Annotated in this window: 11 protein-coding genes; 2 read left to right on the top strand and 9 right to left on the bottom strand. The window is 45.9% G+C overall.

Translation table 11 applies throughout. From position 1 onward, the window contains the following. Positions 1 to 82: 82 nt before the first annotated feature. The 5 genes from C8N47_RS14030 to C8N47_RS14010 form a co-directional block, all read right to left on the bottom strand. Complete coding sequence (locus C8N47_RS14030) at positions 83 to 1,366, bottom strand: MFS transporter (protein WP_211316145.1); 1,284 nt, start codon at positions 1,364 to 1,366, stop codon at positions 83 to 85. 301 nt (positions 1,367 to 1,667) lie between these two features. Then, positions 1,668 to 2,882 (bottom strand): glucose/galactose MFS transporter, encoded by a 1,215-nt coding sequence (gene gluP / locus C8N47_RS14025; RefSeq protein WP_107823204.1) that lies wholly within the window; start codon positions 2,880 to 2,882, stop codon positions 1,668 to 1,670. 30 nt (positions 2,883 to 2,912) lie between these two features. After that, a complete protein-coding gene (locus C8N47_RS14020; protein ID WP_107823203.1) occupies positions 2,913 to 4,190 on the bottom strand; it encodes a galactokinase in 1,278 nt (425 codons plus the stop codon). 19 nt (positions 4,191 to 4,209) lie between these two features. Further along, a complete protein-coding gene (locus C8N47_RS14015; protein WP_107823202.1) occupies positions 4,210 to 5,256 on the bottom strand; it encodes a UDP-glucose--hexose-1-phosphate uridylyltransferase in 1,047 nt (348 codons plus the stop codon). A gap of 114 nt (positions 5,257 to 5,370) precedes the next feature. Continuing rightward, positions 5,371 to 6,369 (bottom strand): GntR family transcriptional regulator, encoded by a 999-nt coding sequence (locus C8N47_RS14010; protein ID WP_107823201.1) that lies wholly within the window; start codon positions 6,367 to 6,369, stop codon positions 5,371 to 5,373. Positions 6,370 to 6,556: 187 nt separating this feature from the next. Here C8N47_RS14010 and C8N47_RS14005 point away from each other — a divergent pair, with 187 nt between their 5' ends. Then, positions 6,557 to 7,603: an aldose epimerase family protein gene (locus C8N47_RS14005; protein ID WP_107823200.1), complete on the top strand. Its 1,047-nt coding sequence runs from the start codon at positions 6,557 to 6,559 to the stop codon at positions 7,601 to 7,603. 141 nt (positions 7,604 to 7,744) lie between these two features. Further along, positions 7,745 to 9,655: an AMP-dependent synthetase/ligase gene (locus tag C8N47_RS14000; protein WP_107823199.1), complete on the top strand. Its 1,911-nt coding sequence runs from the start codon at positions 7,745 to 7,747 to the stop codon at positions 9,653 to 9,655. A gap of 208 nt (positions 9,656 to 9,863) precedes the next feature. Here the strand turns inward: C8N47_RS14000 and C8N47_RS13995 are convergent, their stop codons facing one another. From C8N47_RS13995 to C8N47_RS13980, 4 genes are all read right to left on the bottom strand, one after another. After that, entirely contained in the window at positions 9,864 to 10,361 is a 498-nt protein-coding gene (locus C8N47_RS13995; protein ID WP_170111400.1) for a magnesium-dependent phosphatase-1, read from the bottom strand. Positions 10,362 to 10,879: 518 nt separating this feature from the next. Beyond that, complete coding sequence (locus tag C8N47_RS13990; RefSeq protein ID WP_107823197.1) at positions 10,880 to 12,343, bottom strand: MFS transporter; 1,464 nt, start codon at positions 12,341 to 12,343, stop codon at positions 10,880 to 10,882. Positions 12,344 to 12,389: 46 nt separating this feature from the next. Then, positions 12,390 to 13,058, bottom strand: a complete 669-nt coding sequence (locus C8N47_RS13985) for a bifunctional 4-hydroxy-2-oxoglutarate aldolase/2-dehydro-3-deoxy-phosphogluconate aldolase (protein WP_107823196.1) — start codon at positions 13,056 to 13,058, stop codon at positions 12,390 to 12,392. 82 nt (positions 13,059 to 13,140) lie between these two features. Next, a complete protein-coding gene (locus C8N47_RS13980) occupies positions 13,141 to 14,178 on the bottom strand; it encodes a sugar kinase (RefSeq protein WP_107823195.1) in 1,038 nt (345 codons plus the stop codon). Positions 14,179 to 14,239: the final 61 nt, after the last annotated feature.

The raw sequence follows: 14,239 nt of genomic DNA, 5'->3' as shown, positions 1-14,239 counted from the left end.
AAAATATCGCTCGATATCTTCGAAGGGCTTTTATGGATTTTCGAAAGGCCGTTTCGAACAGCCCCGAAAAAAAATCAACTCACTAGTCTACCGGAATATCGGTATTCACATTTTTGCTTCCAATCAATGAATAATAGAACAAGTAAGCCAAACCGATGAAGGGCACCCAATACGAAACCAGGTAACCGGTATTGTCGGCAACAAAGTTCTGAACCAGTGGTAAAATACCACCACCAACAACCATGGTCATAAAAATACCCGATGCTGATGCAGTGAATTTACCCAAGCCTTCAACAGCCAGGTTGAAAATACCGCCCCACATAACCGAAGTACATAAACCTACCAATACCAAAAACATGGCATTAACGGGCACACTTGCCAATCCGAACGAAAGGCCTGTTGCGCTACTCTGGAACACCGGAATTGACACCGCGAAGGTTGATGGTGAAACAATGGCCAGCAGGGTTAAGATCATACCAATTCCGGATGCTGCAACCAACATCGTTTTGCTGGATACTTTTCCGCCGATAGACGCACCGATAAAACGGCCAGCAAGCATCATCAACCAATAAGTTGCAACAACAGTACCGGCTGTTGCGGCATCCAGTCCGCCGGCGTTGGCATCGGCCAAAAAGAAGAACATGGTTCCGGGTACTCCTACTTCAACACCAACATACACACCAATACCGATGGCTCCCAAAACAAAGTGGCGAAACGACCAGGCGCTGTGTTTTGATTTTTCGGCAACTACCTCTCCGGTATTCAGGTGAGGCTCGGGAATATTAACAAAAGCCAGGACGATACCCGCTACGGCAAAAATGCCCATTGCTGTAAACATCACCGGGTTTACGTCTTTGATGGATGTATTGGAAGTAACCACACCAACCAACATACCCACTAGTAAAGGCACAGAGGTACCCATTAACGAGTTGAAAGTGGCTCCGACCTGAAGCAACTGGTTTCCTTTTCTACCGCCACCACCAAGTGTATTCAACATGGGGTTCACAACAACATTGAGGATACACATGGAGAAACCGGCAATGAAAGCTCCCAACAGATAAACCAGGAAACTCTCGGCAATACCCGACATAAACTGAACTCCAACGCCTACAAATCCGACAACGATACCAAGTAAAGCAGTCTTCTTGTAGCCGATTTTTTCCAATAATTTACCTGCCGGGATACCCATAAACAGGTAAGCCAGGAAGTTGGCGAAATTACCCAACATGCCTAAGAAATTCGAAGCCTGAAACTGAGACTTCACAACAACTCCCATGGGTGCAGCCAGATTGGTTACAAACGAGATCATACCAAACAGTAAGATCATCATCAGAATTGGCAATGCATAACTTTTCTTTTGAATCATACTTAAAAAGGTTTAGAGATTGATTCTAATCAACATTTTAATTAAACAACTATTTTGATTTAGGTATATTCTTTTATCGCCAGATACAGCTCGACATGAAGTATGCTGTTTGTTTGACAATTAAAGCGATCCAAAAGTAAAGTATTTTTCCATCGTTTAAAACATTTTCAAGCGATTTTAGTGGCGTGTCTGCGTGTACCAGTCGCCATGTCCGCATTCCGGCGTCTTCGATTAACTAAATCGCAGCGCATAAAAAAGGCCGGACAAAACTGCCCGGCCTTTCTGCTTGTATGTAATCGGATTATGATCTGATTTTTGAGCCTTTGGTGGCAAAAAACACCAGGTAAAGGTAATACACAAACAAACAGCAAACTGCTGCGATAACCGTTCCGGTCGTTGTTTGAATAGCACCCATAATCGGAGTCAGGATTGCTGCACCGATTACAGAAGTCGCGATAATACCGGAAGCCACATCGGCGTGCGGGCCCAGGTCTTCGAGTGCTAAACTGTAAATTACCGGCCACATGATGGAGTGGAATAAACCGGTTCCGAGGAACAACCACATGCTAATATTGCCGGACATCAGGATACTTCCGGCCAACATAGCAGCGCCGCCAAATGCACAGATTGAAAGAATGAGCGTCGGTTTGTATTTCTTCAAAATGAAGATACCCAGCAAACGACCAACCATTAATCCGCCCCAATAGAACTTCAACATATCGGTGGTTGATGTTTCGATGACTGCACCCGCTTTACTGGCAAAATCGGCGAAGAAACTTGGGATACCAATCTCGATTCCCATATACACAAAGATGGCCAGCGAGCCTAACCACACGTGTGGATATTTAAAGGCACTTGATTTGTGTTTCACAGCACTACTTTCTTCAGCAGCCTCCTGCTCGTCCTTAATATTCGGAAGGCTGAGGAAGAACATAATCACCAAAATCACCACAGTAACAACACCAATTCCGATAAACGGGTTCTTAACGATATCCTTGATTGCAGCATTCGACAGAACTTCTCCTTCACCCAGTTCCGGAGTAACCAACAACACAGATACGAAGATCGGGGCAATTACTGTTGCCACCGAGTTCAGCGCGTTGGTCAATGTCAAACGACTGGCGGCACCATCTTTCGGTCCGAGCGCAACGACATAAGGCGCAGCAGCCACTTGCAGGATAACAACACCAATTGCGAAAATTGACACGGCGCAAAGGAAACCATAGTAGCCGAAGCCTACCCCTGGAATACAGGCAAAGAAGCCCAAAGCGATCAACGCCAATCCGGTGAAGATGGAGAAACGGTAGCCGATTTGCTTAATTAAAAAGCCAACAGGCACCGATAATACGTAAGCACCATAGAAGAATGTGTTCGGCAATTGCTTTTGAACATCATTCAAGCCAAAGGCATTCTTTAAGAATTCGATGGTCGAGTTGTTCATGGTTGTAATGAATCCAAACAGGAAAAACAGCGAAGCCATTACAATCAACGGGAACAAATACTTGTTTTTACTCATTTTAAATCGTTTAAGTCTATTATGTTATAATTAGAGGTCTAGTTTGATTGAACCTTTTGAGCGGATGAACAAGGTATGACAGTTCCCCTCACCATACACTGACTCTAAAGTTGAAATATATTCATCCAACAGATCATTCGGAACAAAAGCCTGAATGGTACCGGCAAAACCACCGCCATGCACACGCCATGCGCCCTTGCCTGCCAACACTAATTCACTCAAAGCCAATCCTAAAGCAACAGGTTGGTATTCCGGCTCCCGGTTAACGTAAATATTTTGGTTGTACATGTACGAGCTGTAACCCGATTGAATTACCATGCCCAGGAATCCCTGGAAGTTACCCGCCTCCAAAGCTTCAACTTGTTTAACCACCCGGGCGTTATCTCCCTGGAAGTGAATAGAACGAAGGATGGCACGGTCGCCCACTTTTTCGCGAATAGCAGGAATGCTTTTAACAACATCTTCAATGGAAGCCGGACGAAGAACGTCATGTCCCAATTCTTTGGCCACAGCTTTCATCTCAGCAGGCAATGAATTGTATTCCTTGTCGAGACCACCGTGACTACCACCTGTATTGGTAATGACCAGGGAATAACCGGTTGTTGCAAAGTCGAAATCCAATGCTTTTACAATGGGGTTTGCTTTATCTTCGAAGTCGATTGTAATGAAACCACCAACAGCACAAGCCGTTTGATCCATCAATCCGCAGAATTTATGACACGCGTGTTCGGCTTTCTGACCAATCTTGGCATTATCAACCGGATCCAGTTTTCCATCGTTAAACAGCTCGCTGAAAATAGCTCCGATCAACACTTCAAAAGAAGCCGAAGAGCTTAAACCGGAACCTTCGGGCACAGCACCGTGAATGATGGCATTGAATCCGCCGACTTTCAGTCCCATTGCTTTTAACTCTTTCGCATACACTCTTACCAGGTTGCCTGGTGTTACTGCAAACTCCTTGATTTCCAAGTCCGACAAGTCCACTTCAAATGGCTTAAAGCCAACCGAGTCGATCCGAACAATGTTGGTTCCGTTTGGAGCAGCAACAGCAATATTATCCAGGTTAACCGCACCGGCCAATACACGTCCCAACTGGTGATCGGTATGGTTACCGCCCACTTCGGTACGCCCCGGAGAACTGAATAAACTAACATCGTCCGATCCATAAGCGGCGCTGTATTGCTCCATATACTTGGCATAGCGATCGGCCATTGTTTTTAAAACCGTTTCATCGGTTCCGTATAATTCATGGAAAAGCGGATTGTTTCCGCCGTTAATTTTTTCTACTAAAGAACTAATCTTAGTCATAATTCTGGTTTGTCTTGTTTTATTGATGTTTATAATGAATGTCTGATAATTCGCGAAGGCGACGGGCTGCCTGCTCGGCAGTGATATCGCGCTGCGGTGTAGCCAACATTTCGTAGCCCACCATGAATTTCTTCACCGTAGCCGAACGCAACAATGGCGGATAAAAGTGCATGTGCAGATGCCATTCCGGGTAGTCCTTACCATCGGTTGGTGCCTGGTGTAGACCGGCTGAATATGCAAACGACGTTTCGAACAGGTTATCGTATTTCACCGTCAGCTGCTTGTAAATATCCGCCAAAGCGGTACGTTCGTCGTCGGTCAGTTGAAGAATATTCTGAACGGCACGTTTACTGATGATCATCGCTTCGAACGGCCAAACGGCCCAATACGGCACTAAAGCCACAAAGTGTTCGTTTTCGGCCACCAGGCGTTCCTTTTTATCCAATTCAGCAGCAACATAATCGCCCAGCAAAGTGCGTCCTGTTTTGTCGAAGTACGCTTTTTGTGTAACCGATTCCTTTTCGGGTTCCACAGGCACCGACGATGATGACCAAATTTGGCCGTGCGGGTGCGGGTTTGAGCAGCCCATAATGGAGCCCTTGTTCTCAAAAATCTGCACATAGTTGATCAATTCCTGACTGCCCAGTTCCTCGAACTCGCGGCACCAAACATCAACAACGCCACGAATATCTTCCACCGCCATTTCGGGCACGGTCAGCGCATGGTTTTCGCTAAAGCATATTACTTTACAGATACCACTTTCGCTTTTGGCCTGAAACAGACTACCTTCGTCCATGCCACCATCGGGCGTGTCGGTAAGCAAGGCACTAAAGTCGTTGGTAAATACAAAGGTTCCTTTGTAGTCGGGGTTTTTATGGCCTCCGATTCGTTCGTTACCGGCGCATAAATAGCAGTTGGGGTCGTAAGCCGGGCGTTCTTCAACCGAAGCCTTTTCGACCTGCCCCTGCCAGGGACGTTTGGCACGATGCGGGGACACCAAAATCCACTCGTTCGTTAAGGGATTAAACCTTCTGTGTGGGTGATCTTCAATATTAAATTGCGTCATAATTTTAAGTTTTTAACCACTGGTGGGTACTGGTTGGTAAAAATAGAAATTATCCCACTGCTGGCTCTTGGCCTAAGCCATGTTGTAAAACACATTTTCGGCCAGCAGACGGACTTATAAAGAATTTCGTTGAATCAGCGCTGCGGGGTTGGCAATTTTCTCGGGGCTGCGGTCTTTCACCATCTGAGCGAGGCGCCTGCCCATTTCTGCAAAATCAGTTGAAATGGTTGTAATGCCGCCGGCAACCACTTCTTTCAACATGGTATCGTTAAACGACACAATTCCCAGGTCCTCGCCGAGCAGCAGATTTTGCTCGGCAGCCATCTTCACCAAACGCACCAAATTCCGATCCGAGGGAACGAAATAGGCCTCCCCTTTCCGGATGGTTCGGTTTAGCAGGCTGCGCAAAACCTCGAATTGTATCTTATTCTCGTTACAAAATTTCTGAAAGCCGATCATCCGCCCCTCGGGTTCCTTTCCGCCGGGAAATATCATCACCAGCTTAGCATATTTGGTCAACAAATCTTTGCCGGCAGTCAAAGCACCATACATGTCCTTTTCAAAATCCTGATAAACGACCGGATATTTTTCCAGATCCGGTTTCAAGCGATCGAGAATGTAAACTTTATCGTCGGGCAAAACACTCAGAATGTCGGCCGTATAATCGAAGGTGGCCGGCATAATCACATACGAGGTATATTTCCCGGCACTGGCTGCTATTAAATCCTTAAAAACCTGAAAATTGAAATGATGAAAATAAATATCGACGGTTGTTTTATCGTCCAGTGCATTCAGAAACGAGGTGTACAGATCCTCCTTAAAAGCATTCAACTCGTCGAACAGAACAAAAATGCGTTCATTCACATTCACATCAACACTATTAATATAGTAGCCCTTCCCGGGAATAGAATGAATGATTCCTTTCGCTTTCAACTCATTAAAGGCAACCATCACGGTATCGCGCGACAAATCGAACTCGGCACAGATCTGGTTTAGCGAAGGAATTTTATCGCCGACCTTCAACTCACCATTGGAAATGGCCTGGTAAACGGAGTTAATTATTTGCCGGTATTTGGGAATCCCTAAGCTGTCGTCAATTTGAATATTCTTCACGTTACATTAGATTAGCAGTCTCAAGTGTCAAAAGTAACCATTTTTCAACGAATAACACAACCAGTACCCACCAGTATGTAATTAGAATCACTATATTTGTGTTTGTACGAATAAAAACCACTTGTATATTGCTGTATCAACTTAACGACAAGCATGGCATACAGCGACTTAGCAACAATATGAAATTATGAAAATAACCAGTAAAACATTCGGAAAAACGAAAGACGGCCAGGAAGTAAGCTTATTTAGCCTGGAAAACGACAAGCATGTTTGCATCAACATTAGTAATTACGGCGCATTAATTACATCGGTTTTCACCCCCGACAAGGATGGTAAAACAGAAAACATTGTCTGTGGATTTGAAAAGCTGGACGACTACTTAAGCGAAGCCTACCTGGGAAGTTATCCTTACTTTGGCTGCATCATCGGTCGCTTCGGCAACCGGATTGCCAACGGAAAATATACCATTGACGGAGTTGAGTACAGTGGCGCTATTAATAACGGCCCCAACCATCTGCATGGCGGACTAATTGGGTTCGACCGGAAAATATGGGAGGCTGAAATGTTTGAAATTACCGGCAAAGTTGGCTTAAAGCTAAGCTACCTGAGCCCCGACGGTGAAGAAGGTTACCCCGGCAATTTGAAAGTGAGCTGTACCTACACGCTCGACAACGAGGGTAAACTCGAGATCAGCTACGAAGCTGAAACCGATAAAAAAACCATCGTTAACCTGACCAACCACAGCTATTTCAACCTCACATCGGGTAAGGAAAATATTCTGAACCACGATTTGGAGCTGAATGCCAAACAGATCACCGAAGCTGTTGACATGATCCCCACGGGCAATATTGTTCCGGTGGAAGGTACTGTCTTCGACTTCACCAAAACCAAAAAGCTTGGTAAAGACATTGCCGGGCTGGCTGATGGCTACGACCTGAATTATGTACTGGGCAACGAGCAGGGCAAGTTGGTTTATGCCGGTTGTCTGTCGGAAGAAAAAAGCGGCCGATCGGTGAAAGTGTACACCACCCAACCAGGCATTCAATTGTACACCGGCTACTGGATTCCGGAGTTGACCATCGATGGCGTGAAAAAATTCGGCAGCTATGCCGGTGTAGCGCTCGAAACGCAACATTACCCCGACTCGCCCAACCACCCGAATTTCCCCACTACCGAGCTTGCTCCGGGCGAAAAATACCAGCAAAGCACCATCTATCAGTTCGGAACATTATAAATACTCACAACATCGCATAAAATTAAAAGAGGCTCACTACAGGGCCTCTTTTCTTTTACTCCCCGGCACGAGCTGCCGAAACGAGGGTCTCGCCTAAATTTTCTATTTTTGCTGCCGACTCAAATAAATCCATGCATCCGAATGAAAACAATCATTGAACTATTTGAAAGCAGTGTTGGCAAATTTCCCGACAACATCTACCTATGGGAAAAGTCGACCGACAAATTTGCCGGCACCACCTATCGCGAAACCCGAACCCAGGTTCTGCAATTTGCAGCAGGCTTAATCAGCCTTGGGGTGAAAAAAGGCGACCGAATCGGCTTAATATCTGAAGGTAGAAACCAGTGGATCATCAGCGAACTGGGGATCTTGTATGCCGGGGCCATCAATGTTCCTTTATCGGTTAAGCTTGATGCGCAAACCGAAATGAAGTTCCGGTTGATGCACTCGGGATGTCGCTTCGTGATTGTTTCGAAAGGACAAGCTTCAAAAATTGAAGCCATCAGAAACGAGCTGCCCGAACTAGAGGCCGTCATCTATCTGAATGAAAAAGAAGAACCGCTGGCAAACGATCTTTTCTATTGCGATCTGGTGGAGCAGGGAAAAAACCTTTTACATGAGAACCGAGCCCGCGTGGAGCAACGCTACCAGGCTGTTCAGCCAAACGACCTGGCCAATATTTCCTACACCTCGGGCACCACGGCCGATCCCAAGGGGATTATGCTCTCGCACCTGAACTATGCGGCCAATGTACTGCAGTCGAGCACCCTGATGGACATTACACCTGACTGGAAAACACTGGCTTTTCTGCCCTGGGACCACGCCTTTGCGCACACAGCCTGCCTGTACTGCTTTATGTATTTCGGAGCAAGTGTGGCCTCGCTCGAAGTCGGCTCGACCCCCATGGAGACCTTGAAAAACATTCCGAAGAATATCAAAGAAATTAAGCCGCGCGTGCTGATGAGTGTTCCGGCCATTGCCAAAAACTTCCGCAAAGGCATCGAGTCGGGCATTCGGCAAAAAGGCCCGAAAGCCGAAAAACTATTTAACCACGCACTGAAGATCGCTTACAAATACAACGGCAACGGCTTTAACCGCGGCAAAGGCCTGCGTTTCATCTACAAACCGCTGGTGGCTTTGTACGACAAACTCCTGTTCTCGAAAATCCGCGAAAGCTTTGGCGGTGAACTGAAACTGTTTATCGGTGGCGGCGCCTTACTCGACATCGAGTTGCAGCGTTTTTTCTTTGCCATCGGCATCCCCATGTGCCAGGGCTACGGACTGTCGGAAGCAGCGCCAGTGATCTCGTCCAATGCGTTGCATGCCATCAAAATGGGTTCGTCAGGCCGACTGGTGAAATACATGGAACTAAAAATCGTGGACGCAGAAGGCCTGGAAATGCCCGCGGGCGAGAAAGGCGAAATCATTGTAAAAGGTGACAATGTGATGCTGGGCTACTGGAAAAATCCGACAGCAACAGCCGATACGCTGCAAGATGGTTGGCTTCACACCGGCGACATGGGCTACCTCGATCAAGACGGCTTCCTGTATGTTCTGGGGCGTTTCAAAAGCCTGCTAATCGGTCACGATGGCGAAAAATACAGCCCGGAAGGCATTGAAGAGGCTATTGTTGAACAGTCGCCCCTGATTGACCAGTGTATGCTTCACAACAATCAGGATCCGTACACAACGGGACTTATCGTGCCTAATGCGGCAGCCATCAGCCGGGAGCTTAGCCGTCGCGGGATACAGCCGGGAACCGATCGGGCAATTGAATCCAGTCTAAAACTCATCCAGAGCGAAATTGACAAATACAAGCGCAATGGCGAGTTTGCCAATTCGTTTCCCGAACGTTGGCTGCCCGCAACAATTGCGATTCTGCCCGAAGCCTTTACCGAACAAAATCATTTACTAAACTCGACCATGAAGATGGTTCGCGGCAAAATAGCCGAACGGTTTGCATCGGAGCTTGAATTTGTTTATAGCGCTGAGGCAAAAAATATCGTGAATGAAAACAACCGGCAAGCGATGAAACAGTGGTATGACGAATAAATTTTTTCGTATATAGAAATCCGGGAAAGATGGGAAAGCTTTTGTTTTTCGGCCTTTTCTGCCTTTAACAAAAAACTTTAGGGCAAAAAAAATGACTCTTTTCGAGTCGTTATTTTACGAGGCCGAAGCAAACGCTCAACACCCGCATAATTTGAAACAATAAGCAAAAGTGCTTTTGTTTCAAATTTTCCAATTTAGTTTGTGCCAGCTAGCACGCTTTACTTTGCAGTAGATCCTGCGCAATTTCCCGGGTCAGGTAAGGCTTCACCAGCTCCTTTGTGATGCCATTATTCACCAATACCGATTCGATACCTGCCGAGCGAATATCTTCGATATTCCGGAGCTCATCATCGAAAAAGACGATGTGCTCTTTTGCCACTCCTGTCTCCTTCATTATCCGGTCGAAATGCGTCAATTTAGAACCGGGATAGATTTCTCGTGCATCGAAATAATGATCAATCTCAAACAGATGCAACAACTGTTTGGCAACTGTTGGCGCGTTGGTTCGAGATGCAACAGCAATCAGGTGACCTTCAGCTTTCAGCTCAGCTAAAATTTCTTTTACTTCAGGATACAGATAAATCCATCTGCTTTCCTGATCTTTTAATTTACCATCTTTCCATGCAAACGGAGGATGTGTGCTGTCGCACCAGGTACCACCTGCATTCCAGATCGTGAAATCCAAATCAAATACAAATAGTTTCATAATTTTCATTTCTAGTTAACAAATGATAGATTCATTCGAAAAACAAACCTATCGCAACTCTAAATAAGCAATTAATTTAACTTCTGAATCTGTCGAAAATCACAAAACAACAAAATTATCTATTAATTCACGTTCATTTAAAAAATCCGAAACAATCCAGGCGAAATGTAATCAAGTCCGCAGCGCCACCGCCCCAACACGTGCCTTAGCTGCTCCAAATACGACCACACAGCTTAAAGATCCGGGGGACATCAATGTGCAAGTGCTCTTTTCGGAGAATCTCAAATAAAACAACACTGGTCGGAATCTCGCGCCCCGTTTATAGACGTCTCTTACTGCCAGCTTGATACCGCAAGGCAATCCGCAACAGGTCGATCCGACAGGCCCGAAAAAAATTCTGGGCGTCGAATTTTGCTCAAATAAAAAGAGGGCAACTGCGAACAGCGCCCTCTCTTGTATTCATTATCAAACTTTACGGCTTTGAATAAAAGCCTGTCAAAAATGTCATCAATTCGTGACTATACCAAATCGGTAATGGGTTTGTATTTGGGGACCAGACTCTTCATCACAATCCAGCCGATCAAATAAGCAACCGCACAAACACCGAAGATGATGAAATATCCGGCTTCGATACCACGATATCCCAAGAAGTTCATATTGGTCACACGGGCATGGTCAAACAAGATCCCTGAACTCAAGTTGATTACCACAGAACCTGCACCACCGGCCAAACCACCAATACCGGTTACCGTAGCTACGGCTGATTTCGGAAACATATCACTAACAACGGTGAAAATGTTAGCCGACCAAGCCTGGTGAGCGGCTCCGGCAATACCAATAATAATAACCGGGAACCAGTACGAGAGATGACCTAAGGGTTGCGCAAATACAGCCAACAAGGGGAAGAAAGCAAAAATCAACATCGCTTTCATACGACCAGCATAAGGGTGCATCCCCTTACTGTCGACAAAGTATGTTGGCAACCAGCCACCAATAATCGACAACAAGGTTATCGCGTACAACACGAACAGTGCTAACTGAGCTGCCGGATCCGACGATTCCATTCCGTACACCGAACTCAGGTAGGCGGGAGTCCAGAACAGATAGAACCACCAAACACCATCGGTCATAAATTTACCGAAAGCGAAAGCCCAGGTTTGTTTGTATTTAAACAACTTGGCCATGCTCATTTTCTTACCTCTGGCAGCCATTTCTTCGTCACTATTGGCTGCGTTTTCGTCATGGTCCTGACCAATGTAGTCCAGCTCCGCTTTATTGACTTTTGGATGTTTATCAGGCTTGGCATAGCCAAACTGCCACCAGCCCATCCACAGGAAGCCTAGAGCACCGATCAGGATAAAAGCTGCTTCCCAGCCGAAATGTTTCGCCAATACGGGAATAGTAACAGGAGCTGCCAAGGCACCTACTGTTGCTCCGGCGTTGAAGATAGAGGTTGCATAAGCACGGTCTTTCTTCGGGAAATATTCAGCCGTGGTTTTAATCGCTGCCGGGAAGTTACCGGCCTCACCAATGGCCAGTACCAGGCGGGCAAAAATGAACAATACAACGCTCACATTCAGCACGCGAGCAACATCTTCAACTTGAGCAATATAGTGCCGGGCTTGTTCAAAACCAACCAGCCAGTGGCCGGTTAGAATACCAGAAGTTGCGATACCACAAAATGCGTGAAGAACGGCACCAAGCGACCAAATACCGATGGCCCATAAATATCCCTTTTTCGTATCCAACCAGTCGACAAAACGACCGGCAAATAGCAGACTCACGGCATAAAAAGCCGAGAACCATGCTGTAATTATACCATAATCGGTGTCAGTCCAGTGGAATTCCGGAGCGATAAAATCTTTCCAGGTTAGTGAAAGCACCTGACGGTCGAGGTAGTTTACAGTTGTTGCCATGAACAACATCGCCACAATCGTCCACCGGTACTTGGACATTTTCTCTGTAACTTGATTTAATGTCATAGTTAATAAATTTATTCGGTTTAATTGTTTTATTCTGACGCTAATATTAGCGAAGCTTTGCCGCAATAGCTAATGCTTCGGCACATTTATTGGTAATAAATGCCCAATCTTTTCGGGCCAATACGTCTGCAGGAAACAATTGAGATCCCATACCAACGCAATGTACACCTGCTTTAAACCAGCCACTCATGTTTGCTTCGTCGGGCGAAACACCACCAGTAGGCATAATACACGCGTAAGGCATCGGGCCTTTTACGGCTTTAACGAAATCGGGGCCGCCAACAGAAGAACCAGGAAATACTTTCACCACTTCGCAACCCAACTCGTGTGCACGCACAACTTCGGTAACAGAACCACAACCCGGGCTCCAGGCCACTTTTCGTTTGTTACAGATGCGCGCCATTTCTTCGTCAACAATTGGAGCAACGATAAAATCGGCTCCCAGCTGGATATAAAGTGCCGTTGTTGGTCCGTCGATGATTGAACCAACACCCATCATCATTTCAGGGCATTCAACAGCAGTCCACTTTACCAAAGCCGTAAATACTTCGTGTGCGAAATCGCCGCGGTTGGTGAATTCGAAAACACGAATACCGCCATCATAACAGGCCTTTACTACTGATTTACAAACTTCAATATCTTTATGGTAGAACACTGGCACAACGCCAGTTTCTTTCATTTTAATTGCTACTTCAATTCTGGAAAAACGAGCCATAATAAATGCTTTATAGAAAATAAATTAAATCCAATTCTTTTAAACATCAAAAACCCCCTCCTCCCGGAGGGGGTTTAAAGATTTATCGGGATACACGCCCTGAAGCGTCGCCTCCCATTAATTTTTCTACTTCGTCCACCGTTACACGGTTGTAGTCGCCGTAGATGGTGTGTTTCAAACACGAAGCGGCAACAGCAAAGTTCAATGCTTTTTGATCGTCGTCGGTGTAAGTTAACAACCCGTAGATCAAACCACCCATAAACGAGTCGCCACCACCTACGCGGTCAACAATGTGTGTAATTTGGTATTGCGGAGATTCGTATAGTTTTTCGCCGTCAAAAAGAACACCAGCCCAGCTGTTGTGGTTAGCATTAACTGATCCGCGCAACGTCGTGATTACTTTTTTCACACGCGGGAATTTTGCCATGATCTTTTTAGATACCGATTCGTAAGCAGCACCTTCAACATGACCTCCGGTTACATCAACGCCATCGGGATGGATATCCAGCGCCATTGCAGCATCTTCTTCGTTACCCAAAACAATGTCGGTTCCGGCAACCAAAGCAGGCATAATTTCGCCACAAGCTTTACCATATTTCCACAAGTTTTTGCGGTAGTTCAAGTCGCACGAAACAGTAACTCCCATTTCGTTGGCAACCTGAATCGCTTCCAAACAAGCATCAGCAGCACTTTGCGAAATTGCAGGAGTGATACCTGTCCAATGGAACCATTTGGCATCTTTGAAGATCTCTTTCCAGTTTACCATTCCCGGCTTAATCTCCGAAATTGCAGAATGAGCACGGTCGTAAACCACTTTTGATGCACGGCTAACAGCACCTGTTTCCAGGAAGTAGATCCCTAAACGGTCGCCCCCCCAAATGATGTTATCTGTACCAACGCCATACTTGCGAACATCCATGCGGCAAGCTTCGCCGATATCGTTTTTAGGCAAACGGGTTACAAATTCGACATCAACACCATAGTTGGCCAGCGAAACAGCCACATTGGCTTCGCCCCCACCATAAGTTGCAGTAAACGTATCGGTTTGTGCAAAACGCAAATAACCGGGAGTTGCTAAACGCAACATGATTTCTCCAAATGTAACAACTTTCTTATTCATCGTATTTCAACATTTAATTTTCGTGTGCAATCGATTGCAAAGATAAAACTCTTTTTGAATC

Origin of the sequence: Mangrovibacterium marinum (assembly GCF_003046625.1) — a bacterium.
GTDB lineage: Bacteria > Bacteroidota > Bacteroidia > Bacteroidales > Prolixibacteraceae > Mangrovibacterium > Mangrovibacterium marinum.
This window is presented reverse-complemented; position numbering and strand designations above follow the sequence as displayed.